This is a genomic window from Pseudomonas sp. Marseille-Q5115 (assembly GCF_916618905.1).
In the GTDB taxonomy this organism is placed as follows: domain Bacteria; phylum Pseudomonadota; class Gammaproteobacteria; order Pseudomonadales; family Pseudomonadaceae; genus Aquipseudomonas; species Aquipseudomonas japonica_A.
Genome location: NZ_CAKAKI010000001.1, coordinates 481426 through 506307, shown reverse-complemented (window position 1 = coordinate 506307; position 24882 = coordinate 481426). Strand labels below are relative to the sequence as shown.

The 24882-nt window shown below is 62.6% G+C and carries 19 protein-coding genes; 4 read left to right on the top strand and 15 right to left on the bottom strand.

Annotated elements, in window-relative coordinates; all coding sequences use genetic code 11:
* Positions 1-12 precede the first annotated feature (12 nt).
* Entirely contained in the window at positions 13-3909 is a 3897-nt protein-coding gene (gene purL / locus LG385_RS02365; RefSeq protein ID WP_225776153.1) for a phosphoribosylformylglycinamidine synthase, read from the bottom strand.
* Between the two features lie 186 nt (positions 3910-4095).
* Between purL and mltF the strand changes: the two genes are divergently transcribed.
* Entirely contained in the window at positions 4096-5568 is a 1473-nt protein-coding gene (mltF, locus tag LG385_RS02360; RefSeq protein ID WP_181111368.1) for a membrane-bound lytic murein transglycosylase MltF, read from the top strand.
* Positions 5569-5695: 127 nt separating this feature from the next.
* On the opposite strand, the gene tadA is transcribed toward mltF, so the two are convergent.
* From tadA to LG385_RS02325, 7 genes are all read right to left on the bottom strand, one after another.
* A complete protein-coding gene (gene tadA, locus LG385_RS02355; protein ID WP_225772096.1) occupies positions 5696-6190 on the bottom strand; it encodes a tRNA adenosine(34) deaminase TadA in 495 nt (164 codons plus the stop codon).
* On the bottom strand, positions 6190-7563 hold the full coding sequence (locus LG385_RS02350) for a multicopper oxidase family protein (protein WP_225772094.1): 1374 nt from the start codon (positions 7561-7563) through the stop codon (positions 6190-6192). The genes tadA and LG385_RS02350 overlap by 1 nt, the downstream gene beginning before the upstream one ends.
* Positions 7564-7675: 112 nt before the next feature.
* Entirely contained in the window at positions 7676-8200 is a 525-nt protein-coding gene (locus tag LG385_RS02345) for a helix-turn-helix transcriptional regulator (RefSeq protein WP_225772092.1), read from the bottom strand.
* Between the two features lie 2 nt (positions 8201-8202).
* On the bottom strand, positions 8203-8466 hold the full coding sequence (locus LG385_RS02340; RefSeq protein ID WP_225772090.1) for a hypothetical protein: 264 nt from the start codon (positions 8464-8466) through the stop codon (positions 8203-8205).
* Positions 8467-8779: 313 nt separating this feature from the next.
* Positions 8780-10357: a glutamine-hydrolyzing GMP synthase gene (gene guaA, locus LG385_RS02335; RefSeq protein WP_181111365.1), complete on the bottom strand. Its 1578-nt coding sequence runs from the start codon at positions 10355-10357 to the stop codon at positions 8780-8782.
* A 169-nt stretch (positions 10358-10526) separates the two neighbouring features.
* On the bottom strand, positions 10527-11996 hold the full coding sequence (gene guaB / locus LG385_RS02330) for an IMP dehydrogenase (protein WP_225772087.1): 1470 nt from the start codon (positions 11994-11996) through the stop codon (positions 10527-10529).
* Positions 11997-12074: 78 nt separating this feature from the next.
* Positions 12075-12623 carry a sugar ABC transporter ATPase gene (locus LG385_RS02325; RefSeq protein WP_225772085.1) on the bottom strand — a complete coding sequence of 183 codons (549 nt, stop codon included), beginning with the start codon at positions 12621-12623 and terminating at the stop codon, positions 12075-12077.
* An 85-nt stretch (positions 12624-12708) separates the two neighbouring features.
* On the opposite strand from LG385_RS02325, the gene xseA reads away from it, so the two are divergent.
* From xseA to leuA, 3 genes are all read left to right on the top strand, one after another.
* A complete protein-coding gene (gene xseA / locus LG385_RS02320; protein WP_225776152.1) occupies positions 12709-14088 on the top strand; it encodes an exodeoxyribonuclease VII large subunit in 1380 nt (459 codons plus the stop codon).
* A gap of 2 nt (positions 14089-14090) precedes the next feature.
* Positions 14091-14918 (top strand): peptidoglycan DD-metalloendopeptidase family protein, encoded by an 828-nt coding sequence (locus LG385_RS02315; protein ID WP_225772083.1) that lies wholly within the window; start codon positions 14091-14093, stop codon positions 14916-14918.
* 323 nt (positions 14919-15241) lie between these two features.
* Positions 15242-16912 carry a 2-isopropylmalate synthase gene (leuA, locus tag LG385_RS02310; protein ID WP_225772081.1) on the top strand — a complete coding sequence of 557 codons (1671 nt, stop codon included), beginning with the start codon at positions 15242-15244 and terminating at the stop codon, positions 16910-16912.
* A gap of 69 nt (positions 16913-16981) precedes the next feature.
* Here the strand turns inward: leuA and LG385_RS02305 are convergent, their stop codons facing one another.
* The 7 genes from LG385_RS02305 to ispG all read right to left on the bottom strand — a co-directional run bounded on the left by LG385_RS02305 (position 16982) and on the right by ispG (position 24877).
* Entirely contained in the window at positions 16982-17773 is a 792-nt protein-coding gene (locus LG385_RS02305; RefSeq protein WP_225772079.1) for an amidohydrolase, read from the bottom strand.
* A complete protein-coding gene (locus tag LG385_RS02300) occupies positions 17761-18909 on the bottom strand; it encodes a pyridoxal phosphate-dependent aminotransferase (RefSeq protein ID WP_225772078.1) in 1149 nt (382 codons plus the stop codon). Before LG385_RS02300 ends, LG385_RS02305 begins: the two co-directional genes overlap by 13 nt.
* Positions 18910-19026: 117 nt before the next feature.
* Positions 19027-20490, bottom strand: a complete 1464-nt coding sequence (der, locus tag LG385_RS02295; protein ID WP_181111358.1) for a ribosome biogenesis GTPase Der — start codon at positions 20488-20490, stop codon at positions 19027-19029.
* A 116-nt stretch (positions 20491-20606) separates the two neighbouring features.
* Positions 20607-21758, bottom strand: coding sequence for an outer membrane protein assembly factor BamB (gene bamB / locus LG385_RS02290; protein WP_225772077.1), 1152 nt, complete (start codon positions 21756-21758; stop codon positions 20607-20609).
* Positions 21751-22392, bottom strand: coding sequence for a YfgM family protein (locus LG385_RS02285; RefSeq protein ID WP_181111356.1), 642 nt, complete (start codon positions 22390-22392; stop codon positions 21751-21753). Before LG385_RS02285 ends, bamB begins: the two co-directional genes overlap by 8 nt.
* A gap of 48 nt (positions 22393-22440) precedes the next feature.
* A complete protein-coding gene (gene hisS, locus LG385_RS02280) occupies positions 22441-23727 on the bottom strand; it encodes a histidine--tRNA ligase (RefSeq protein WP_225772075.1) in 1287 nt (428 codons plus the stop codon).
* Positions 23728-23767: 40 nt separating this feature from the next.
* The gene (ispG, locus tag LG385_RS02275; RefSeq protein WP_181111354.1) at positions 23768-24877 is read right to left on the bottom strand and encodes a flavodoxin-dependent (E)-4-hydroxy-3-methylbut-2-enyl-diphosphate synthase; all 1110 of its coding nucleotides are present in this window, start codon (positions 24875-24877) and stop codon (positions 23768-23770) included.
* Positions 24878-24882: the final 5 nt, after the last annotated feature.

The window sequence follows — 24882 nt, the reverse complement described above, 5'->3', positions numbered from 1 at the left end:
GCCTCTCCAGGGTTAGTTCACCCACACCCGAGCGTTGCGGAACATGCGCATCCAGCCACCGTCCTCGCTCCACTCATCGCTGTACCAAGAGTTCTGCACGGCGCGGAACACGCGCTCCGGGTGCGGCATCATGATGGTCACGCGGCCGTCACGGCTGGTCAGGCCGGTAATCCCGCGCGGCGAACCGTTGGGGTTGGCCGGGTAGGTTTCGGTCACCTTGCCGTGGTTGTCCACAAAGCGCAGCGCCACACAGCCCGACACATCCGCTTCGATCAAGGCCTGCTCGCTGGCAAACTCCGCATGGCCTTCGCCATGGGCGATGGCGATCGGCATGCGCGAACCGGCCATGCCCTGCAGGAAGATCGAGTTGGACTCCTGCACCTGCACCATCGCCACACGCGCTTCGAACTGCTCGGAGCGGTTGCGCACGAAGTGAGGCCAGCTTTCGCTGCCAGGGATCAGCTCGTGCAGGTTGGACATCATCTGGCAACCGTTGCACACGCCCAGGGCGAAGCTGTCGGTACGCTCGAAGAAGGCCTGGAAGGCATCCCGCGCACGGCTGTTGAACAAGGCCGACTTGGCCCAACCCTCGCCCGCGCCAAGCACGTCACCGTAGGAGAAGCCACCACAGGCGACCAGCCCCTTGAAGTCGTTGAGGTCTACCCGGCCGGCGAGGATATCGCTCATGTGCACGTCCAGCGCGCTGAAGCCGGCACGGTCGAACGCCGCGGCCATTTCCACCTGGCCGTTCACGCCCTGTTCGCGCAGCACGGCCACCTTCGGCCGCACACCAGTCTTGATGTAAGGCGCGCTGACGTTTTCATTCACGTCGAACGACAGCTTGGCGTGCAGGCCCGGGTTGTCTTCTTCCAGCAGCGCGTCGAATTCCTGGTCGGCACAGGTGGCGTTATCCCGCATCCGCTGAATGCGGTAGCTGGTTTCGGCCCACTGGCGCTGCAGCAGGCGGCGCTCGCCTTCGAACAGGGTTTCGTCGCCCAGGCGGATGACCACGTGGCCGTTGTTAACCGGCTTGCCGACGACCACAACGCAGTCTTCCAGGCCTGCGGCGCTGAACTGGGCGAGGATTTCCGGGGTAGCGTCATGACGCACCTGAATCACCGCGCCCAGCTCTTCGTTGAACAGCACGGCGGTGGCTTCTTCACGGCCATGCGCCAGGGTGTCCAGGCGCAGGTCCAGGCCGCAATGGCCGGCAAAGGCCATTTCCAGCGCGGTCACCAGCAGGCCGCCATCGGACCGGTCGTGGTAGGCGAGCAGATGACCATCGGCGTTCAGGCCCTGAATGACCGCGAAGAACGCTTTCAGGTCTTCGGCATCGTCCACGTCGGGTGCGACCTTGCCCAGCTGGCTATGCACCTGCGCCAGGATGGAAGCACCCATGCGATTCTTGCCACGGCCCAGGTCGATCAGGATCAGGTCCGTCTCGCCCTTGTCCAGGCGAAGCTGCGGGGTGAGGGTTTTGCGAATGTCGGTCACTGGCGCGAAGCCGCTGACGATCAGCGACATCGGCGAGGTCACGGACTTGTCGCTGCCCTCTTCCTGCCAGCGGGTTTGCATGGACATCGAGTCCTTGCCCACCGGGATGGTGATGCCCAGTGCCGGGCACAGCTCCATGCCCACGGCCTTGACGGTGTCGTACAGGCGGGCATCTTCGCCCGGGTGGCCGGCGGCGGCCATCCAGTTGGCGGAGAGTTTCACGTCCGACAGCTTGCCGATCGCGGACGCCGCCAGGTTGGTGAGGGTTTCGCCGATCGCCATGCGGCCCGATGCCGGGGCGTCGAGCAGTGCCAGCGGTGTGCGCTCGCCCAGCGCCATCGCCTCGCCGGTGTGGACGTCGAAGCTGGTAGCGGTGACTGCGCAGTCCGCCACCGGCACCTGCCATGGGCCGACCATCTGGTCACGGGCCACGAGGCCTGTGATGGTGCGGTCGCCGATGGTGATCAGGAAGCTTTTGCTGGCCACGGCCGGGTGACGCAGCACGCGGGTGATCGAATCGGTGAGGTCCAGGCTGGCCGGGTCGAAGTCATCGCCCTGCTCGGCTTCGCGGGCCACGGTACGGTGCATGCGCGGCGGCTTGCCCAGCAGCACTTCCAGCGGCATGTCTACCGGGCTGTTACCGAAGTGGCTGTCGGTAACGGTAAGGTGCGGCTCGGCAGTGGCTTCGCCGACCACCGCGAACGGGCAGCGCTCGCGCTCGCAAATGGCCTGGAAGCGCGGGAAATCTTCCGCGGCCACCGCCATCACGTAACGCTCCTGGGATTCGTTGCTCCAGATTTCGTGCGGGGCCATGCCCGGCTCGTCGTTGGGCACATTGCGCAGCTCGAAGCGCCCGCCGCGGCCGCCGTCGTTCACCAGTTCCGGGAAGGCGTTGGACAGGCCGCCCGCGCCCACGTCATGGATGAAGCAGATCGGGTTGGCGTCGCCCAGCTGCCAGCAGCGGTCGATGACCTCCTGGCAACGGCGCTCCATTTCCGGGTTTTCGCGCTGCACGGAAGCGAAATCCAGGTCTGCGGAGCTGGCACCGGTGGCCATGGATGAGGCTGCACCGCCGCCCAGGCCAATGAGCATGGCGGGGCCGCCCAGCACGATCAGCTTGGCGCCGACCGGGATCTCGCCCTTCTGCACGTGCTCGGCGCGGATGTTGCCCAGGCCGCCGGCCAGCATGATGGGCTTGTGGTAGCCACGCACTTCTTCGCCGCGTGGGCTGTTGACTGCCTGCTCGAAGGTACGGAAGTAGCCGGTGAGCGCGGGGCGGCCGAATTCATTGTTGAACGCGGCGCCGCCCAGCGGGCCTTCGATCATGATGTCCAGCGGGGTCACGATGCGCTCGGGCTTGCCGTAGGGCTTTTCCCAAGGCTGCTCGAAACCGGGAATGTTCAGGTTGGAAACCGTGAAGCCGTTCAGGCCTGCCTTTGGCTTGGAGCCGCGGCCGGTGGCGCCTTCGTCACGGATTTCCCCGCCCGAGCCGGTGGAAGCGCCCGGGAACGGCGCGATCGCCGTGGGGTGGTTGTGGGTTTCGACCTTCATCAGGATGTGCACGGGCTCGCGCACTGCGGCGTATTCGCCGGTTTCCGGGTTCGGGAAGAAGCGGCCCGCTTCGTTGCCGACGATGACGGCGGCGTTGTCCTTGTAAGCGGAAAGCACACCCTCGCCATGCATCTGGTAGGTGTTCTTGATCATGCCGAACAGGCTTTTTTCCTGAGCCTGGCCGTCGATGTCCCAACTGGCGTTGAAGATCTTGTGGCGGCAGTGCTCGGAGTTGGCCTGGGCGAACATCATCAGTTCGATGTCGTTGGGGTTGCGCGCCAGCCCCTGGAAGCTGGTGACCAGGTAGTCGATCTCGTCTTCGGCCAGGGCCAGGCCGAGGCTTACGTTGGCGGCCTCGAGGGCGGCGCGGCCACCGCCCAGCACGTCCACCGAGGTCATCGGCCGGGGCTGCGCGTGGCTGAACAGCGCGCTAGCGTCCTCAAGGCGATCCAGCACACGCTGGGTCATGCGATCGTGCAGCACGGCGGCGATGTCGGCCGCCTGGGCGTCGGTCAATTCGCCCTGTACGTAGTAGGCGATCCCGCGCTCGAGCCGGTCCACGTTGGCCAGGCCGCAGTTATGGGCGATGTCGGTGGCCTTGCTGGCCCAGGGCGAAATCGTGCCAAAACGTGGCACCACCAGGAACAGACGCCCCACCGGCTCCTGCACCGGGACGCTGGGCCCGTACTTGAGCAAGCGATCCAACACTTGCAGCTGTTCGGTGTCGAGGTCGGCCTTGAGGTCGGCAAAATGGGCGAACTCAGCGTACAGGCCGGTGACAGCGGGGACCTTCTGACTTACTTGCTCCAGTAATTTACCGTGGCGGAAGGCAGAAAGGGCAGGAGCGCCGCGCAGGATCAACATCGTGGGGACAGCCTCGAGAGGGGTGTAGATTGGGTCGTGCATTCTAGCCTAAACCGGCGCGCCAGGCATCCGTATCGGCGCGCTCGTGGGCAGACGGTTGCCCTTCCCCGCCCATTTCAGGCCCTAGCAGAACCCCGTCACACTGTCGAGATATGGTCGCGTAGCCGCTTTGCGTATACTGCACCCATGTTCGCCTCGATTGTTCCCCACCTGCGCCATGCGCTGTGGCTCCTTGCAACCGGTTTCTTCTTGATGCTCAGCGGCTGTGTGGAAAAACCCAGCACACTGGAGCGAGTCAAGGAGGATGGCGTGCTGCGCGTGATTACCCGCAACAGCCCCGCCACCTATTTCCAGGACCGCAACGGCGATACCGGCTTCGAATACGAGCTGGTGAAGCGTTTCGCCGACGACCTGGGCGTAAAGCTCGAGATCCAGACCGCCGACAACCTCGACGACCTGTTCAACCGGCTGGGCCAGCCCAACGGGCCGGTACTGGCTGCCGCCGGGTTGGTCAGCAGTTCGGCCCGCCAGCAAACGGCGCGCTTTTCCCACCCGTACCTGGAGGTCACGCCGCAGATCATCTACCGCAACGGGCAGCCTCGGCCCACCGATGCCAAGGACCTGATCGGCAAGAAGATCACTGTGCTCAAGGGCAGTACCCATGCCGAGCAACTGGCCGAGCTCAAGGCGCAGAACCCCGGCATCGAGTACGAAGAGTCTGACGCGGTGGAAGTGGTCGACCTGTTGCGCATGGTGGATGAGGGCCAGATCGACTACACCCTGGTGGATTCGAACGAAGTGGCGATGAACCAGGTGTACTTCCCCAACGTGCGCGTGGCGTTCGACCTCGGCGATGCCCGCGACCAGCGCTGGGCCGTAGCCCCCGGTACCGATAACAGCCTGCTGCACGAGATCGACCTGTTCCTGGACAAGGTACGCCGCAACGGCACTCTGCAGCGCCTCAAGGACCGTTATTACGGCCACGTGGATGTACTGGGCTATGTGGGCGCCTATACCTTCGCCCAGCACTTGCAGGAACGCCTGCCGAAATTCGAAAAGCACTTCCAGGCTGCTGCCAAGCAGGAGCGGGTGGACTGGAAGCTGATGGCGGCCATCGGCTATCAGGAATCCATGTGGCAGTCCGCCGTAACCTCGAAAACGGGCGTGCGCGGTTTGATGATGTTGACCCAAAGCACCGCCCAGGCCATGGGCGTATCCAACCGGCTGGACGCGCGCCAGAGTATTTATGGCGGGGCGAAGTACTTTGCGCTGATCAAGGATCAGCTCGACGACAGCATCAAGGAACCTGACCGTACCTGGTTCGCCTTGGCCGCTTACAACATCGGCACCGCCCACCTGGACGACGCTCGCAAGCTGGCAGTGGATGAGGGCCTGGACCCGAACAAGTGGCTGGACGTAAAGAAAATGCTGCCACGGCTGTCACAAAAGAAGTGGTACAGCAAAACCCGTTACGGTTATGCCCGGGGCGGCGAGCCGGTGCATTTCGTGGCAAACATCCGCCGCTATTACGACATCCTCACATGGGTAACCCAACCCCAGACTGAGGGCGGGCAAGTCGCGGATAACAACCTGCACGTGCCCGGCGTAGACAAGACCCGCCCGGCGCAGGCCCAGCCGCAAGTTACCCCGCCGCTGTAACATTTTCGCAAATTCCTGCCTTGTGCGAAGCAACTGCCCTGATCGCGAGCTCCCAGAATAATCCCGTAGGAAGCGGGCGAAGCTCGCGAAAGGGCACGAAAATCTATTCGCGAGCTGCGCCCGCTTCCTACAGCGGGGGTCGCCCTGCGCTGCGCCGCTGCTTGAAAAACGCACTCAGCACCGCGCCACACTCTTCGGCCATTACCCCACCTTCGAGCATTACCCGGTGATTCAGGAACGGCTGAGCAAAGAACTGCCCCTGGCTTTGGGCAATCCCCGCCTTGGGCTCCAGCGCGCCGAACACCACCCTGGCCACCCGCGAATGGACGATCAAACCCGCGCACATGCTGCAGGGCTCCAGCGTGACATAGAGCGTTGCGCCCGGTAGCCGGTAGTTGCTCACCGCTTGGGCAGCTTCACGGATCGCGACCATCTCCGCGTGGGCGCTGGGGTCACTGGTACTGATGGGGCAATTGAAGCCGCGCCCGATCACTTCGCCGCCTTGCACCAGCACCGCGCCCACCGGCACCTCGCCCAGCACCGCGCCCTGCTCGGCGAGGGCCAGTGCCATCTGCATGAAATCGCGGTCGCGGCTGCGATCGATGATCATGGGTTGACGCATCAGGCCACCTCGATCGCTGCCATGAGGCCGGTTTCCATATGGTCGATCACATGGCAATGGAACATCCAGGTGCCCGGGTTATCCGCTACTAACGCAACCTGCGCCCGCTCATTGCGGCCCAGCAGGAAGGTATCGGTGAAATAGGGAATGATCTTGCGTCGATTGGACGCGATCACCTTGAAGCTCATTCCATGCAAGTGAACCGGATGCTGGTATTGGGTCATGTTCTTGAGCTCGAAGATATAGCTCTTGCCCCGCTGCAGCCTGGCAATTGGGCGGTCGGCGCAGGTTTTGTCGTTGATATCCCAGGCCACTCCGTTGATCTGCCACAGGCTGGGTGGGGTATCCACACCTTCGTCCGCCGTACTGCCCACCCACTCGAAGTTGAAGTTGAGCTTCTCGGCATTGGCCAGGTCGGGCTCGGCGATAGGGTTGGGCGGCAACGGCGCAGGCCAGTCGGTCGCGCTGCCTTCGGACGGAACCGCACGCAAGGTACCCAGGCGTACCGGGCCGTCACGCAGGGCAATCTCTTCACCCGCGGCGGGCATGCGCAGCGCCAGGCAGATTCGCATGCCAGGCCCAAGCCAGTAATCCGGGCCCATGGCCCGTGGGGTTACGGGGTTGCCGTCCAGCGCGTAAATACGTGCTTCGCCCTGCCCTTTCAGGTTCAGCCGGTAGGTTGCAGTGTTGTCCAGGTTCAGCAGGCGCACCCGCACGATCTGGCCGGCGGGAAGGTCCAACGTGGGGTTGGGCTTGCCATTGATCGTGGATAACCGGCCCAACGTACCATTACGCGCGGCTTCCCGCGGGATGCTGAAGGGAAGGAAACCGCCCTCCTCGTCCACATGCCAGTTCTTCAGGCTAAGGATGCGTTCATGCACAAAGCCGGTGGGCTCGCGCTCTTCGACGATCAGCGGGCCCACTAGCCCGCGCCCCAGCTGCTCGCTGCTGGTGACATGGGGGTGATACCAATAGCTGCCCGCATCCGGCACTCGGAAGCGGTAATCGAAGGACTCCCCTGGCAGCACGGGCAACTGCGAGACATAGGGCACGCCGTCCATCTCGAGCGGCAGGCGTATGCCATGCCAGTGGACGGTAGTGGGCACTGGCAGATGGTTGATGAACTTGACCCGCAGCCAATCGCCCTGACGCGCCCGCAGCTCCAACCCCGGCGCCGCACCGCCATAGGCCCATGCAGGGGTTTGATGGCCTGGCACCAGCTCGACATCCAGTGGCGCCGCGATCAACTCGTAATCGTGCCCGCCGGGCGCTTCATTGCGGCCCAGCCAGTAGCGCGTGGCGCCACCCACACCCAGCCCCACGACAGCCAGGCCGGACAGGCCCGTGAGGAATTGGCGACGGGTGACGGACATGGCTTGGGAACCTCGGGATAGGCAAACGCGGACCAGCCGCGAAGGGGCCGATACGATACACAGGTATGGGCGGAATTTTAAGGGCTGGGTGAGGGGTAAGAACTTGTGGGTATTACATTGGGAGCGTACCAAGGGCAGCGCCCAGATCCCGGTTCAACCGGTGCTGGTCTTTCATTACATTGATCTGCATCGCAACAGTCGCGACTTCTATCGCAGCGGCCGCCAAAGCATAGCCACCCTTGGTATCCAACCAGGCCAGCACGTCCGCCAGATGCCATAGCGACGTACTGCCCTCATGGACCGGTGCTGGAAAGGAGTGGGGGTACGCCAGCATCAGCTTTCGCATGTTCTGCCGTGATACACCGGCTATTTGCGCAACATCCGTCAGGCCTACCAGATCCGGCGCCGCTTCAACCAGCCTTGCCGAGGGTACTGCACGTTGCACGTCGGCCAGCGCGCTGCGCATTGCGGCAGCGGCGGTCGGCCCGTCGCGCGTGAATTCGAGCGCGAGCCTCCCAGGCTGGCCGATACCTACCACCGCGTCGTCACAGCCCGCTTCCCCCAGGCGCTCTACAACCGCCTGGAGATCCTGGTCTGCCACGGTGAGCTGGTATTTGAACGTAAATATGTATTCCATGGTTACTCCTTACCGTCATCTTGCAGACAGGCCATCGTGCAGTTGTCCACGACACGCTTCAGTGCACAGGCGTGATTAGCGGGATTCTTTGGCGTACCCCATATGCTCGTAATGCAGAATTCCCCACATCGGCATTCGGCACTGTTCGATGGGCAATACATCCTTCCCCACGCGTGCCCTGCGCCGCACTCCACTCTCCATCCTCGTGCCTCGGCGTACCGCAATGCGGCTTCTACGTCTTTTTTCCCATGTAGCGGTCGGGCCATCGATGCCCTCCAGTATGTGAACACTTGAATAGGTTGTCAAATGACAACCGCAATGACTTTGCGCTCAGGGCCGCATTGTGGTCGGCGATTGGAGGGCTCGTGCGGAGGGAATCGTTTGGAAAGATGTCCCTATACCCGTAGCCAATCGATACGGGCCAGAGGGAGGGCTTATGGAAACACGGGCAAACAATTCAGGAGCGGTGGGCATGAGCGGCGCTTTGCACCGGTGCCCCCTTGAAAACCAAAAGCCCGCAATTAAGCGGGCTTCAGGGCATTTCTTGCTAGTAGGTGCCGAGCAATGCCGGACACCCGATCATTCCCACTCGATCGTCGCAGGCGGCTTGCTCGAGACGTCGTAGGTGACACGCGAGATGCCTTCGATCTCGTTGATGATGCGGCCGCTGACTTTTTCGAGCAGTTCGTACGGCAGGTGCGCCCAACGAGCGGTCATGAAGTCGATGGTTTCGACAGCGCGCAGCGCCACGACCCAGGCGTAACGGCGACCATCACCTACCACGCCGACGGATTTCACCGGCTGGAATACCACGAATGCCTGGCTGACCTTGTGGTACCAGTCGGCCTTGCGCAGTTCTTCGATGAAGATGTGGTCGGCCTGGCGCAGCAGGTCGGCGTATTCCTTCTTCACTTCGCCTAGGATGCGCACACCCAGGCCAGGGCCCGGGAAGGGATGGCGATAGACCATGTCGTACGGCAGGCCCAGTTCCAGGCCAAGGCGGCGTACTTCATCCTTGAACAGCTCACGCAGCGGCTCTACCAGCTTGAGGTTCATCTCTTCCGGCAGGCCACCCACGTTGTGGTGGGACTTGATCACATGGGCCTTGCCGCTTTTGGCGCCAGCCGACTCGATCACGTCCGGGTAGATGGTGCCTTGGGCTAGGAACTGAATGTTGTGCAACTTGCTGGCCTCGGCATCGAACACGTCGATGAAGGTGCGGCCAATGATCTTGCGCTTTTTCTCTGGGTCCGCCTCGCCAGCCAGATTGCCCAGGAACTGGTCCTCGGCGTTGGCACGGATGACTTTCACACCCATGTTTTCGGCGAACATCGCCATCACTTGCTCACCTTCGTGCAAGCGCAGCAGGCCGTTGTCGACGAATACGCAGGTCAGCTGATCACCAATCGCCTTGTGCAGCAGTGCCGCAACCACGGATGAATCCACGCCGCCAGAAAGGCCCAGCAATACGTTGGCGTCGCCAACCTGGGCACGCACCTGCTCGATGGCGTCGTCAGCGATGCGCGACGGCGTCCACAGGGCTTCGCAGCCGCAGATATCCAGTATGAAGCGGGACAGCATGCGGCCGCCCTGCTTGGTGTGGGTCACTTCCGGATGGAATTGAACACCGTAGTAGCCACGGGCATCGTCGGCCATGCCAGCGATCGGGCAGCTGGGGGTACTGGCCAGCACGTGGAAGTTGGACGGAATTTCGGTGACCTTGTCGCCGTGGCTCATCCACACGTCCAGGCCCAGCACGCCGTCGGCGTCTACATGGTCTTCGATGCCGTCGAGCAGGCGGCTTTTGCCAACCACGTCCACGCGGGCATAACCGAACTCACGCAGGTTGGAGCCTTCTACGCGGCCGCCCAGTTGTTCGGCCATGGTTTGCATGCCATAGCAGATGCCCAGCAGAGGCACGTTCAGGTCGAATACGGCCTGAGGCGCGCGCGGGCTGTTGGCCTCGTGCACGGACTCCGGGCCACCGGCCAGGATAATGCCGCGCGGAGCGAATTCGCGAATCGCTTCGTCATCCATGTCGAAAGGGTGCAACTCGCAGTACACGCCGATTTCCCGCACGCGGCGGGCGATCAGCTGGGTGTATTGCGAACCGAAATCGAGGATCAGAATGCGGTGAGCATGAATATCGAGGGCCATGGGAGACTCTGAGAGGCAGCGGCAAGCTTGAAGCTGCAAGCTGCAAGTTGGTGATTAGCAATAAGCTTCAAGCTGCAAGCCTCAAGTGATTCGAGGCGTGGCAGGTGGGGTTGGCCAACCTGCTGGCCGCTTGAAGCTTGTAGCTTGAAACTGTCGGCGCAAGCCGGCTTCAGCCGACCCTGTAGTTAGGCGCTTCCTTGGTGATCTGCACGTCATGCACATGGGACTCGGCCATGCCGGCGCCCGTGATGCGGACGAATTCCGGACGGGTGCGCATTTCGTGGATGTTGGCGCTGCCGGTGTAGCCCATGGACGAACGCAGGCCGCCCATCAGCTGATGGATGATCGCGGACAAGGCGCCTTTGTAGGGCACGCGGCCTTCGATACCTTCCGGCACCAGCTTTTCCGCACCAGCGGACGAATCCTGGAAGTAACGGTCCGAGGAGCCCTGAGCCTGAGCCATGGCGCCCAGCGAACCCATGCCACGGTAGGCCTTGTAGGAACGCCCCTGGAACAGTTCGATTTCGCCCGGAGCCTCTTCGGTACCGGCGAACATGGAGCCCATCATCACGCAATAGGCGCCGGCGACCACGGCCTTGGACAAGTCCCCGGAGAAGCGGATGCCGCCGTCGGCGATCAACGGAACGTCGGTGTCTTTCAACGCTTCGGCAACGTTGGCCACCGCGCTGATTTGCGGAACGCCCACGCCAGCCACGATACGGGTGGTACAGATCGAGCCTGGGCCGATACCGACTTTCACGCCATCGGCGCCAGCTTCAACCAATGCCAGCGCAGCCGCGCCCGTGGCAATGTTGCCGCCGATCACCTGCACTTGCGGGAAGTTCTGCTTGACCCAACGCACGCGGTCGATCACGCCCTTGGAGTGGCCGTGGGCGGTGTCTACCACCACCACGTCCACACCAGCGGCGACCAGCGCGGTAACGCGCTCGCCGGTGTCCTTGCCCGTACCCACAGCAGCGCCGACACGCAGGCGACCTTGGTCGTCCTTGCTCGCCAGCGGGTAGGCTTTGGCTTTTTCGATGTCCTTGACGGTCATCATGCCCTTGAGCTGGAAGTCTGCGTCCACGATCAGGACCTTCTCCAGCCGGTGCTTGTGGAGCAGCTGGCGAACTTCTTCCTTAGTGGCGCCTTCGCGCACGGTCACCAGGCGATCACGGGGCGTCATCACTTCGCGGACAGGGATGTCCAGGCGGTTTTCGAAACGCACGTCGCGGGAAGTGACGATGCCGACCAGGTCGCCATCGTGCAGCACCGGCACGCCGGAGATGTTGTGCTGGCGAGTGAGCTCGAACAGGTCACGAACAGTGGCGCCGGCCTCGATGGTGATCGGGTCCTTGACCACGCCTGCTTCGAACTTCTTGACCTTGCGGACTTCCGCAGCCTGTTGCTCGACAGTCATGTTCTTGTGAATGATACCGATGCCGCCTTCCTGGGCCATGGCGATGGCGAGGCGGGCTTCGGTCACGGTGTCCATGGCGGCGGACACCAGAGGAATATTCAGTTCGATGCCACGGGTCAAACGGGTTTTGAGGCTGACTTCGTTCGGCAGGACCTCGGAATAACCGGGGACCAAAAGAATGTCATCGAAAGTCAGGGCTTCTTGGCTGATACGCAGCATCGCGGGGGCTCCCGGGCGGGAAAAATGGAAGCGCGCCATTATACCTGTACATACCCCAAGGCTCAATGCGCGCGTGCTTCAGAGTTGCACATCCACCAGCCGTACCGGCCAATCCAGCCGCTCGGCGAAGCCCTTCACGAAGGCCTCGGTGAAGCCTGCCTCGCTCCAGCCTTCGAAAATGAAGCCCAGGTTGGAGAAGCCGCACGGCTGCAGGAAGAGGAAACCATTGATGTCGTCTTCGAAGCCACACAGCGGGCAGGTGAAATTGTCCGTGAGGCCGGGGTACCACTCGTCCAGGCTTTCGAAGAGGGGCTCGCCTACTTCCCGACGGCATTTGGGGCAACCCGCTTCTTCGAGAAAGCCTTTCTGCGGCGTATAGATGCAGCGCTTGGTGACGATGCGCAGGCCGTTGTTCTTTTCGCCGAACGGCAGGCGCTCCGGATGGCGCACTACCCGCCGGGCGCCTTCGGCAATGGCGTAGCCCATGCCATTGCCGCCCCGGCAGCAGGTGGTGGGCTGACCATCCACGACATTCTTGTGAACGAGCCAGCGCAGCATCAGGCTGGCGGCGCCTTCATTGCCGGGGACGGTGGAAAGTTGGGGAACCAGAATGCTTTGCGAAGCCATGTGCTAGCCATACAACGACGGAACGGTGAACGATTCTACCACCAGCAGCCGCGACAGCCGCCAAGCTTGGCTTTATTATCCAGGCATGAATAACGATCCCTTTGCCAGGCTCGGCCTGGATCGCCAGGTCCTCACGGTTTCCCAGCTCAACGGCCGCGCTCGCGTGCTGCTTGAGGACGTGTTCAGCAGCGTGTGGGTTGAAGGCGAGATTTCCAACCTCGCGCGCCCCGCTTCCGGCCACCTTTATTTCACCCTCAAGGACGCCGGCGCCCAGGTGCGCTGCGCCCTCTTCAGGCAGAACGCCGCCCGCGTGCGCCAGGCATTGAGGGACGGGCTTGCGGTAAAGGTTCGCGGCAAGGTGTCGCTGTTCGAAGGGCGCGGGGACTATCAGCTCATCCTCGATACCGTCGAGCCCGCCGGAGATGGCGCCCTGCGCCTGGCCTTCGAGTCGCTGAAAGAAAAACTCAGCGCCGAGGGGTTGTTCAGTGCCGAGCGCAAGCAAAGCCTGCCGGCCCATCCTCGGCGCATCGGTATCGTCACCTCCCCTGGTGGCGCGGTGATACGCGACATCATCAGCGTGTTCCGCCGGCGTGCGCCCCAAGTGCAGCTCACGGTCATTCCCACGGCGGTTCAAGGGCGCGAGGCCATCGGGCAAATCGTCCGGGCCCTGGGCCTGGCGGACCGCCATGGCTTCGATGCAATCATCCTCGCCCGTGGCGGCGGCTCGCTCGAAGACCTGTGGTGCTTCAACGAGGAAGCGGTCGCCCGTGCGGTCGATGCCTGCGTGACGCCGGTGGTCAGCGCGATCGGCCATGAAACGGACGTGTCGATCAGCGACTTCGTTGCCGACGTGCGCGCCCCCACCCCCACCGCAGCCGCCGAGTTACTGGCCCCGGACAGCAACGACCTGCAACGCCAGCTGGCCGGTTTGCAGCGCCGCCTGTTGTTGCGCATGCAGCATCGCCTGGCGCACGACAGGTTGCGCCTCGAAGGGCTGAGCCGCCGGTTGCGCCACCCTGGCGAGAAGGTTCGTCAGCAGGCACAACGGCTGGACGACCTGGACATGCGCTTGCGGCGCGCTTTCAATGCCGCCCTGGTGCACCGCCAACAGCGGCTGATGCATCTGGATGCGCGCCTGGCCGCACAGCATCCGGGGCGCGCGCTGGCGTTGTTGCAACAACGCTTGGAACAGCTGCGCACGCGGCTTCCCCGGGTGATGCAAGAGCGCCTGCGTGCGGAGCGGCTACGCCTGCAAACCCAGGCCCAGGCGTTGAATATCGTCAGCCCGCTGGCAACCCTTGGCCGCGGCTACAGCATCCTGCTCGACGACCGTGGCCACGCCATCCGCCGCGCCGAGCAAGCCGCACCCGGCCAGCGCCTGACCGCGCGGCTGGGTGAAGGCAAGCTCAGCGTACGGGTTGAAGACAACCATGTAGCCCCTGTCACCCTTTCGTTGTTGGATTGATCATGTACCGATTGCTCTGCGCGGCCTTGCTCGCCGCGGCCACCCTGCCCGCCTGGGCCGACAGCTACCTTACCCGCCAGTTGAACCGGCCCGTGCCGGGCGGTGTGGCGGTAGTCGACCTTGGAGCAGCTCAAAGCGCACCCCAGGTATTCCTGGAAGGCAAGCCAGTGATGGTGGTGAATGAGCAGGGCATCTGGCGCGCCGTGGCCGGGATCTCACTGAAGACACCGCCCGGCCAGCAGGCATTGCAGGTGCGGCAAGGAGGCGGCACTCGTAGTGTGACGTTCAGCGTCACGGCCAAGGCCTACCCCGAGCAGCGAATCACGCTGAAGAACAAGCGTCAGGTGAACCCTGAGCCCCAAGACCTTACCCGCATCAATAAAGAGCTGGCGGAACAGAACCGCGCCTATGCCAGCTTCACCCCTGGTACGCCAAGCAACCTGTTGCTGGACAAGCCGGTGAATGGCCCGCTGTCGAGCCGCTTCGGCGTGCGGCGGTTCTTCAATGGCGAGGAGCGCAACCCTCATGCCGGGCTCGATTTTGCCGTGCCCGCCGGCACGCCGATCAAGACGCCCGCCGCTGGCAAGGTAATTCTGGTGGGCGACTACTTTTTCAACGGCAAAACAGTGTTTGTGGACCACGGCCAGGGGTTTATCAGCATGTTCTGCCATATGTCCAAGGTGGATGTGAGCGTAGGCCAAGCCCTGCCTCGCGGTGCCGTGGTTGGGCGGGTTGGCAGCACCGGCCGCGCCACGGGCCCACACATGCATTGGAATGTGAGCCTGAACGATGCGCGGGTAGACCCGGCGATATTTATTGGCGCGCACTAAGCCGGAGCAGCTATCAGGCAGGTATTTCGCACTCTTAAAGTACGCGCAATTTTTGATCGCTTATGGCTATTTATCGTTGTTTTCCGCCTGAAGCTTCAAACCATTTGGTTTTTTATACTAATTTTTTCCGCTCACTTGCGATCTTTCTCTGCACTGGTTAGGGTTTGAGTCATGAACAACTCAAGCACGCACATTCTGCTCCGCCAGCACCTGAGCCTGAATCTGGTCAGCTACCGACTACCGGGCTGAATCTTGTCGCCAGGCGCGCTTCATACCTTAAGCATTCAGGCAGCCCTCAGGTGGGCCGACCAAGGAAAACGATCATGACCATGCTCAAAGACCCGTCCAGCAAATACCGCGCATTCCCGACCATCGACCTGCCCAACCGCACCTGGCCGTCCAAGGCCATCACCGAAGCGCCTATCTGGTGCAGCTCGGACCTGCGTGACGGCAACCAGTCGCTGATCGAGCCGATGGATGCCGAGAAAAAGCTGCGGTTCTGGAAAACCCTGGTCAAGGTAGGCGTGAAGGAAATCGAAGCGGCCTTCCCTTCCGCCTCGCAAACCGATTTCGACTTCATTCGCACACTGATTGAAGGCGGCCATGTGCCCGAAGACACCACCATCCAGGTGTTGACCCAAGCTCGCGAAGACTTGATCGCCCGCACGTTCGAATCCCTGCGCGGCGCGAAAAAGGCCATCGTCCACCTCTATAACGCAACGTCCCCTTCGTTCCGCCGGATCGTGTTCAACCAGGACAAGGCAGGGGTGAAAGAGATCGCGGTCAACGCGGCCAAGCTGTTCGTGAAATACGCCGCGCAGCAGCCCGAAACCCAGTGGACCTTCCAGTATTCGCCGGAAACGTTCAGCGCCACCGAGCTGGAGTTCGCCAAGGAAGTGTGTGATGCGGTGATCGAGGTATGGAACCCGACGCCGGAGCACAAGATCATCCTCAACCTGCCAGCGACTGTAGAAGTGTCCACGCCCAACGTTTACGCCGACCAGATCGAATGGTTCTGCCGTAACGTGAACCGTCGCGACAGCGTGCTGATCAGCTTGCACACCCACAACGATCGCGGCACTGGCGTGGCAGCTACGGAGCTTGGCCTGATGGCGGGCGCCGATCGGGTGGAAGGTTGCCTGTTCGGTAACGGCGAGCGTACCGGCAACGTGGACCTGGTGACGCTGGGCCTGAACTTGTACACCCAAGGCATTAACCCGCAGTTGGATTTCTCGGACATCGACGGCGTACGCAAGGTGGTCGAAGAGTGCAACCAGCTGCCAGTGCATCCACGCCACCCCTACGTGGGTGATCTGGTCCATACCGCGTTTTCCGGCTCTCACCAGGATGCCATCCGCAAGGGCTTTACCCAGCAGAAGGAGGGCACCCTGTGGGAAGTGCCTTACCTGCCGATCGACCCTGCCGATATCGGGCGTAGCTACGAGGCGGTGATTCGGGTCAACAGCCAGTCCGGCAAAGGCGGCATTACTTACCTGCTGGAGCAGGAATACGGCATCAGCCTGCCCCGCCGCATGCAGATCGAGTTCAGCCAGGTGGTACAGGGTGAAACCGACCGCCTGGGGCTGGAGATGACGGCCGAGCAGATCTACAAGCTGCTGCAGAAAGAGTACCTGCAAGCCAACCTGCCCTATGCGCTGGTAAGCCATCGCCTTACCGAAGAGAACGGCAACAGCCAGGTGTATGTGGAAATCAGCAGCGACGGCGAAACCTTGCATTGGAAAGGCAAAGGCAACGGCGCGCTGGAAGCGCTGGTCACCTCCCTGCCAATCAATGTGGAGATCATGGACTACAACGAACACGCGATCAGCTCGGGCACCAACGCCAAGGCGGCGGCCTACATCGAACTGCGGGTGGCCGGCGAACGCCCGGTGCACGGCATCGGTATCGATGAAAACATCACCACCGCCAGCTTCAAGGCGCTGTTCAGTGCGCTGAACCGCTCCCTCAGCCAGCGCGCAGCGCAAGCGGCGTAAAGTTTGCGGGTACGAAAAAGCCGACCTCGGGGTCGGCTTTTTTATGCCCGGTTCGCTGGCTGCTGCCAGCTACGAAACCTCGAACCGATCTGCATCCAGGTGCGCCGGGAAGCGGGTGCGATACGCAGCCAGCCCGGCGCTGCTCAGGCTCACATGGAAAACCCCTTCGGCATCGCCTGCGTTGAGCAGCGTTTCGCCCTGAAAATCCAGCACCTGGCTGTCGCCGGTATACGCATAGCCCTTGCCATCGGTGCCTACGCGGTTCACCGCGGCGACGTAGCAAAGGTTTTCAATCGCCCGGGCTGGAAGCAAACGGTTCCAATGATGCCGCCGCGCACCGGGCCAGTTGGCGGTGTAGAGTAACAGGTCGGTATTCTCGGCATCGCGGCTCCATACCGGAAAGCGCAGGTCGTAGCAGATCAGCGGCCGAACTCGCCAGCCCTTGAGTTCCAGCCGCACCTGGCGCTCGCCGGCCGTGTAGTGCTCATGCTCGCCGGCCATGCGGAACAGGTGCCGCTTGTCGTAGTGAAGCAGCGTGCCGTCTGGCCTGGCCCATAGCAGTCGGTTGCGATAGGAACCGTCCGCGGCTTGCACGATCACAGTACCCGTTACCACCGCATCCAGGCTTGCAGCCTGCTGCAACAGCCACTCGCTGGCAGGGCCTTGTTCCGGCTCGGCCAGGCTGGCCGAATCCATCGAAAACCCGGTGGTGAACATCTCCGGAAGCACAATAAGGTCCGCGCCCCGCGCCTGCTCCAGCAGCTCGCCAAAACGGCTCAGGTTAGCGGAGCGATCGTGCCAGGCCAGATCGCTCTGCACCAATGCCAGCTTCAGTTCCGGCAGTTCATTCAGATCGCGCATAGTTTCTCCGCCGCCGCTCGCAAAGTATCTTCACGTTTTGCAAAGCATAGGCGCACCAACCGCTGGCCTTCCACCGGCGATTGATAGAACACGGAAATCGGTATGGTGGCTACGCCGTGCTCTCGGGTGAGCCAGAGCGACATCTCGACGTCGTTGAGATCCGGGCGAATGGCGCTGTAGTCAACTACCTGAAAATAGGTGCCCGGCGTGCGGGTAAAGGTGAAGCGCGAACGGTCGAGCAGGTCGCAGAACAGGTCGCGCTTGGCCTGATAGAAACCGGGCAGTTCGTCCACATGCCCCGGGTGCGCGCCCAGGTAGTCGGCCAGGCCCCATTGCAGCGGCGTAACCCCACAGAAGTTCACGTATTGGTGGATCTTGCGCAGCTCCGCGCTCAACGCAGGCGGCGCGACCACATAACCGGTCTTCCAGCCGGTGACGTGATAGGTCTTGCCGAAGGAGCTCACCACGAAGGCCCTTGGGTACAACCCGGGATGGGCCAACACACTGGCGTGTTTCACACCGTCGTACACCAGGTGTTCATACACTTCATCGCTGATCACATACAACCCGCACTGTTCTGCCAGCACTGCCAGCCGGTCCAGATCACCCTGGCTGATCAGGGCACCGCTCGGGTTATGCGGGCTGTTCAGCATGATCAGGCGTGTGCGTGGGCTGAGCGCCGCAGTCAGCCGTTCCCAGTCGATAGTGAAGGTGCCGGGGCTTAGCTGCACATGCACGCAGCGGCCGCCGGCCAGTTCCACCGAGGGCTCGTAGCTGTCGTATACGGGATCGAACACGATCACTTCGTCGCCGGGACGAACGATGGCCTGCACTGCACAGAAGATGGCTTCGGTGGCGCCGGGGGTGATGGTCACTTCAAGGTCAGGGTTTACCTGCGCGCCATAGCAGCGCTCGATCTTGGCGGCTACCTGCTCACGCAAGGCCGGCAGGCCAGTCATGGGGGAATATTGGTTGTGCCCGTCCATCACATGGCGGGCAACGGCTTCGCGCAGTGCCAGCGGGCCGTCGAAATCCGGAAAGCCCTGGCTCAGGTTCAGCGCGCCCGTTTCAGCGGCGAGCTGCGACATGGTGGTGAAGATGGTGGTGCCGACATTCGGCAGTTTACTGGCGATCATGCGGGTCCCCTGCTGGCCTGCGCCCGGTAAGCCGGGCGAAGGCGCAGGATAGCCGATCAGCGGGCGCCAGGCACTTCAAAAGGACTGCAGCATCACCGATGCGCAAACCCGTTTCGGTTAACGCTTGTCCTTGCGCTTCTTTTCGGCCTTCTTATGGTGCGACATCAACCGGCGCTTCTTGTTGACCTGGCGATCGGTGAGGGTGTTTTTCTTGCCTTCGTACGGGTTCTCGCCGCCCTTGTATTCAATACGAATAGGCGTACCTACCAGCTTCAGCACACGGCGGTAGGTGTTTTCGAGGAAGCGGGTGTACGAACGCGGGACCTTCTCCACCTGGTTGCCGTGAATCACGATCAGCGGCGGGTTGGCACCGCCCAGGTGAGCGTAACGCAGCTTGATCCGGCGGCCGTTGACCATCGGCGGCTGGTGGTCGCTGATCGCGTCTTCGAGGATTTGCGTGAGGCGGCTGGTAGGCCAGCGGGTGATGGCCGACTTGAAGGCAGCCTGCACCGAGCCGTACAGGTGGCCGACGCCGGTGCCGTGCAGGGCCGAGATAAAGTGGATGTCGGCGAAATCCACGAAGAACAACCGGCGTTGCAGCTCGGTCTTCACGTATTCGCGCTCGCCTGGCTCCATGCCGTCCCACTTATTCAGGGCGATCACGATGGCACGGCCGGTTTCCAGCGCAAAGCCGAGCAGGTTCAGGTCGTGATCCACCACACCTTCGCGTGCGTCCATCACGAAGATCACCACGTTGGCGTCCTTGATGGCCTGCAAGGTTTTCACCACCGAGAACTTTTCAACTTCCTCGTGGATCTTGCCGCGTTTGCGCACACCCGCAGTGTCGATGAGGGTGTACTTGTCGCCATCGCGTTCGAACGGAATGTAGATACTGTCGCGCGTGGTACCCGGCTCGTCGTAGGTGATCACGCGCTCTTCGCCGAGCATGCGGTTCACCAGGGTCGACTTGCCCACGTTGGGCCGGCCGATGATAGCGATTTTTACGCCGTCTTTTTCGCTCGGACCGGGAACGCGGACGGGTTCCTCGCCTTCGGCGACTTCACCGAATTCCTCTTCTTCCGAAGGGTCGCGGGGGTACTCACCGAGGGCAGTTTCCAACAGGCTGTTCATGCCACGGCCTTGGGACGCGGCCACCGGAATGGCGTTGCCCATGCCCAGCGGCGCGAACTCGGCGCGGGCCATTTCAGGGTCGATATTGTCGACCTTGTTGGCAACCAGCAGCGAGCGCTTGTTCCGCTTGCGCAGGTGCTCGGCGATCATCTGGTCGGCGGCGGTGAAGCCCGCGCGCGCGTCCACCATGAACAGCACCAGGTCGGCTTCTTCGATGGCAAGCAACGATTGCTCGGCCATCTTTTCGTCCATGCCCGCCTCGTCCCCGGTGATCCCACCGGTGTCGATGACGATATAGGAGCGGCCTTGCCAGACCGCCTCGCCGTATTGGCGGTCGCGAGTGAGGCCGGACAAGTCGCCGACGATAGCGTCGCGGCTCTTGGTCAGGCGGTTGAACATGGTGGATTTGCCCACATTGGGGCGGCCCACCAGGGCGATTACGGGAACCATGCGGCTCTCCACTTCGGAATTTCAGAAAGGCAAAGGCCGCTGCGGGGGCAGCGGCCATTAACGAATGCGGGATCGCCCCGCGCGCCCGGGGCGTTCAGCCCCAAGCATAGCAAGCATTACTTGATGGTCAGCGCCTCGAGCTTGCCGCTGTTGGCGTACACATACAGCATGTCGCCTACCACCAGCGGCCGCGCACGCAGGCCGTCACCGTCGATCTTGGTGCGGCCAACGAAGCGGCCATCCACCTGGCTCAGCAGGTGCAGGTAACCTTCCATGTCGCCAACGGCGATGTAGCTGGAGAACACTTCCGGCGCGGTCAGTTGACGACGGGCCAACGAATCGTTGCTCCACAATGCGGTGGTAGAGCGCTCATCCACGCCTTCGACCGTACCGGTGGCCTCGGCGACATACACGCTGCCAAAGCCTTGCGCCACGCCGGCATAGCTGGACGCGTCACGCTGCCAAAGCACACGGCCGCTTTCCAGCTCCAGGCCCGCCATGCGGCCCTGATAGGTCGATACGTACAGCGTGCCGCCCGACAGCAGCAGGCCGCCGTCGATATCCACTACCCGATCCAGCTCGGAACGGCCCTGCGGGATTGCAACGCGGGTTTCCCATATCGGCGTACCGTTACGGATGTCCAGCGCTACAACCTTGCCAGTGGACAAGCCAGCCACGGCCAACTGGTTGGTCACCAGCGGAGCGCTGGTACCACGCAGCGTCAGCACCGCCGGGGTGCTGTCGTAGATCCACAACTGGTTGCCATTGCTGGCGTCCAGCCCGACCAGGCGGTCGTCCTGGGTTTGCACCACTACCACGTCACCATTGGTCGCCGGCGGGGCCAGCACCTCAGCTTTTACGTGGGCGCGCCAGCGCTCTTCACCGTTGGCGGCATCCAGTGCCACCACGTCGCCGCGCAGGGTACCGAACATGACCATGCCGCTGCCCACGCCTACGGCGCCGGAGATAGGCATTTCCATGTCTTTTTTCCACTGGACGTCGCCGTTCATGCGGTCCAGCGCCATCACCAGGCCGGTGGTATCTGCTGCGTAGAGGGTGTTGTTCTCCACGGCAGGTACCAGCATGTTGTAGGTCTTGCCCTGGCCATCACCGATGGACTCGCTCCAGACCTTGCTCAGCGTAACCTCTTCCTTGAAGTCGGTCAGTTCCGCCGGGGGCAGTTCCTTGTTGCTGTTGCTGCTGCAACCAACGACCGCTACGGCCAGCGTCAGCAATACCGCATGTTTCCATCGAATCACGTCACGCATCCCCTTTGGCCAGATCGTCGAGCTTGAGTTGGAGGTCGCCTACAGCGGCGTCGTCGGCCAGGGCGTCCTTGGCCTTGCGATAGGCAGCGGCGGCATCACCAGCCCGGCCCAGTTTCACCAGCAGGTCGCCACGCAGCTCCTCGCGGCTGGCAACGAACGCCTTGTCAGCCTGGCCGTCGAGCAGCTTGAGGGCATCCTCGGCCTTGCCTTGTGCCGCCAGCACCTGTGCCAGGCGCTCGCGCGCCACTTCGCCCAGGGTAGGGTTGGCTGGCTTGTCGATCACGGTTTGCAGCTGGCCTGCTGCGGCGTCGGGACGGCCTGCGTCCACATTGACCTTGGCCTGGAACAGCTTGCCGTATTGAGCATAGGCCGTGCCGGCGTAGTTCTTTTCCAGCTCGCCAACGAGGTAGTCCACCTTCGCCTGCTCCGGCTTGCCCGAAGGCGTGAGCGCCGTTTCCAGCAATTGCTGGTACAAGCTGGACGCCCCCTGAGCCTGGTTGCCCTGATACTTCTGCCAACCCTGCCAGCCAAAGACCACAATCAGCGCGAGCAGGCCGCCGGTGACCAAGGGCTTGCCGTTGCGCTGCCACCAGTCCTTGAACTGGACGAGCTGTTCATCATCGCTACCCGACACCCCGATACTCCTGTGTTTTATAAACGTCTTGCCCTGGTGGGCGGTTGATCAGGCCTGCAAGGCACTGGCGAGATGATCGGCCAGCGCGTCCCAGGCGATTTCCTGTTGTTCGCCCTGCCCGCGCAAAGGTTTGAACCCTACCACCTCACGGGCCAGCTCGTCCTCCCCCAGCACCAGGGCGAACAACGCCCCGCTTCGGTCGGCTTTCTTGAACTGATTCTTGAAACTGCCGCCGCCCGCATTCACCTGCAGCCGTAATGCAGGCGAGCCATCGCGCAACCGCTCGGAGAGGGTGAGCGCGGCCAGCTCGGCTGCATCGCCGATCGCGCACAGGTAGACGTCTACCTGGCGGGCAATGGATTCGGGGACCTGCTCCAGGGTTTCGAGCAGCAGGATAAGCCGCTCGATGCCCATGGCAAACCCTACGCCTGGGGTAGGCTTGCCGCCCATCTGCTCCACCAGACCGTCGTAACGGCCACCCGCGCAGACGGTGCCCTGGGCCCCGAGCTTGTCGGTCACCCACTCGAATACCGTCTTGGAGTAGTAATCCAGGCCACGAACGAGCTTGGGATTGATAACGTACGGGATGCCTGCGGCATCCAGCCGGGCCTTCAGGCCTTCGAAATGCACCTTGGACTCTTCGTCCAGGTAATCGGCCAGCTTCGGCGCATCCACCAACAGCGCCTGGGTTTCTGGCGATTTACTGTCCAGGATACGCAGCGGGTTGGTCTGCAGGCGACGCTGGCTGTCTTCGTCCAGCTGTTCCAGCCGTTCGGAAAGGAATGCAACCAGCGCATCGCGATAACGCGCGCGGGCTTCGCTGGTGCCCAGGCTGTTGAGCTCCAGGGTAACCGCGTCACGGATGCCCAGGGCACCCCAGAGGCGCCAGGTAAGCGCGATCAACTCCGCGTCGATATCCGGCCCGGCCAGGTTGAACACTTCCACGCCGATCTGGTGGAACTGGCGATAGCGGCCTTTCTGCGGGCGCTCATGGCGGAACATGGGGCCTATGTACCAGAGCTTCTGGGGCTGACCGCCGCCGGTGATGCCGTGTTCCAGCACCGCACGCACGCAGGCTGCGGTACCTTCGGGGCGCAGGGTGAGCGAATCACCGTTGCGGTCCTCGAAGGTGTACATCTCCTTTTCGACGATGTCGGTAACTTCGCCGATCGAGCGCTTGAACAACTCGGTGAACTCGACGATAGGCATGCGGATCTGGCGATAGCCATAGCTGTCCAGCAAGCCGGCCACGGTACCTTCGAAGTAACGCCACAGCGGAGTCTGCTCGGGCAGGATGTCGTTCATGCCACGGATGGCTTGCAGAGCTTTTGTCACGGGGTGTCCTTAACGAATCAGTTATCAGGCGCCTGGAGCGTCAGCCGCGGGCAATCAATGCCGCGTCAGCTTCGACCTTTTCTGCCGCCTTCTGGCGAATCAGCCGCTCGAGCTGTTCCACCAGGTTGTCATTGGTGAGCTTCTGGGCCGGCTTGCCGTCGATGTAAACGAGGTTTGGCGTGCCGCCGGTAAGCCCCACATGGGCCTCCTTGGCCTCGCCGGGCCCGTTGACCACGCAGCCGATCACCGCAACGTCCAACGGCACCAGCAGGTCTTCAAGGCGCCCTTCCAGCTCGTTCATGGTTTTCACCACGTCGAAATTCTGCCGCGAGCAGCTGGGGCATGCGATGAAATTGATGCCACGTGAACGCAGGCGCAGGGATTTCAGGATATCGAAGCCTACCTTCACCTCTTCGACCGGATCGGCGGCCAGCGAGATACGGATAGTGTCGCCGATGCCATCAGCCAGCAACATTCCCAGCCCCACGGAGGATTTGACCGTGCCGGAGCGCAGGCCGCCCGCCTCGGTGATGCCCAGGTGCAAGGGCTGGATGATCTGACCGGCCAGCTGGCGGTAGGCAGCAACGGCCATGAACACGTCGGAAGCCTTCACGCTCACCTTGAAGTCCTGGAAGTCCAGCCGGTCGAGGTGCTCCACGTGCCGCAACGCCGACTCCACAAGCGCTTCAGGCGTAGGTTCGCCGTATTTCTTTTGCAGGTCTTTCTCGAGCGAGCCGGCATTCACGCCGATCCGGATCGGAATGCCACGGTCACGGGCCGCATCGACCACGGCCCGGACCCGGTCTTCCCGGCCGATGTTGCCCGGGTTGATGCGCAGGCAATCCACGCCCAATTCAGCCACGCGCAGCGCAATGCGGTAGTCGAAGTGAATGTCGGCGACCAGCGGCACGTTCACCAGTTGCTTGATCTTGCCGAACGCCTCGGCGGCGTCCATGTCCGGCACGGACACCCGCACGATGTCGGCACCGGCCTCTTCAAGCCGGGCAATCTGGGCAACGGTGGACAACACGTCCAGGGTGTCGGTGTTGGTCATGCTCTGCACCGCGATGGGGGCATCGCCACCCACCGGGACGGACCCCACCCAGATTTTCCGTGATTCGCGACGTTTGATCGGAGATTCGCCGTGCATGACAG

Coding starts and splice junctions, on each gene's coding strand:
- purL (WP_225776153.1), bottom strand. CDS start 3,909: ATGTTGATCCTGCGCGGCGCTCCTGCCCTTTCTGCCTTCCGCCACGGT.
- LG385_RS02350 (WP_225772094.1), bottom strand. CDS start 7,563: ATGTCCGTCACCCGTCGCCAATTCCTCACGGGCCTGTCCGGCCTGGCT.
- LG385_RS02315 (WP_225772083.1), top strand. CDS start 14,091: ATGTACCGATTGCTCTGCGCGGCCTTGCTCGCCGCGGCCACCCTGCCC.
- ispG (WP_181111354.1), bottom strand. CDS start 24,877: ATGCACGGCGAATCTCCGATCAAACGTCGCGAATCACGGAAAATCTGG.
- der (WP_181111358.1), bottom strand. CDS start 20,490: ATGGTTCCCGTAATCGCCCTGGTGGGCCGCCCCAATGTGGGCAAATCC.
- leuA (WP_225772081.1), top strand. CDS start 15,242: ATGACCATGCTCAAAGACCCGTCCAGCAAATACCGCGCATTCCCGACC.
- LG385_RS02340 (WP_225772090.1), bottom strand. CDS start 8,466: ATGGCCCGACCGCTACATGGGAAAAAAGACGTAGAAGCCGCATTGCGG.
- guaB (WP_225772087.1), bottom strand. CDS start 11,996: ATGCTGCGTATCAGCCAAGAAGCCCTGACTTTCGATGACATTCTTTTG.
- tadA (WP_225772096.1), bottom strand. CDS start 6,190: ATGCGTCAACCCATGATCATCGATCGCAGCCGCGACCGCGATTTCATG.
- LG385_RS02300 (WP_225772078.1), bottom strand. CDS start 18,909: ATGATCGCCAGTAAACTGCCGAATGTCGGCACCACCATCTTCACCACC.
- LG385_RS02305 (WP_225772079.1), bottom strand. CDS start 17,773: ATGCGCGATCTGAATGAACTGCCGGAACTGAAGCTGGCATTGGTGCAG.
- LG385_RS02325 (WP_225772085.1), bottom strand. CDS start 12,623: ATGGCTTCGCAAAGCATTCTGGTTCCCCAACTTTCCACCGTCCCCGGC.
- xseA (WP_225776152.1), top strand. CDS start 12,709: ATGAATAACGATCCCTTTGCCAGGCTCGGCCTGGATCGCCAGGTCCTC.
- bamB (WP_225772077.1), bottom strand. CDS start 21,758: ATGCGTGACGTGATTCGATGGAAACATGCGGTATTGCTGACGCTGGCC.
- mltF (WP_181111368.1), top strand. CDS start 4,096: ATGTTCGCCTCGATTGTTCCCCACCTGCGCCATGCGCTGTGGCTCCTT.
- guaA (WP_181111365.1), bottom strand. CDS start 10,357: ATGGCCCTCGATATTCATGCTCACCGCATTCTGATCCTCGATTTCGGT.
- LG385_RS02345 (WP_225772092.1), bottom strand. CDS start 8,200: ATGGAATACATATTTACGTTCAAATACCAGCTCACCGTGGCAGACCAG.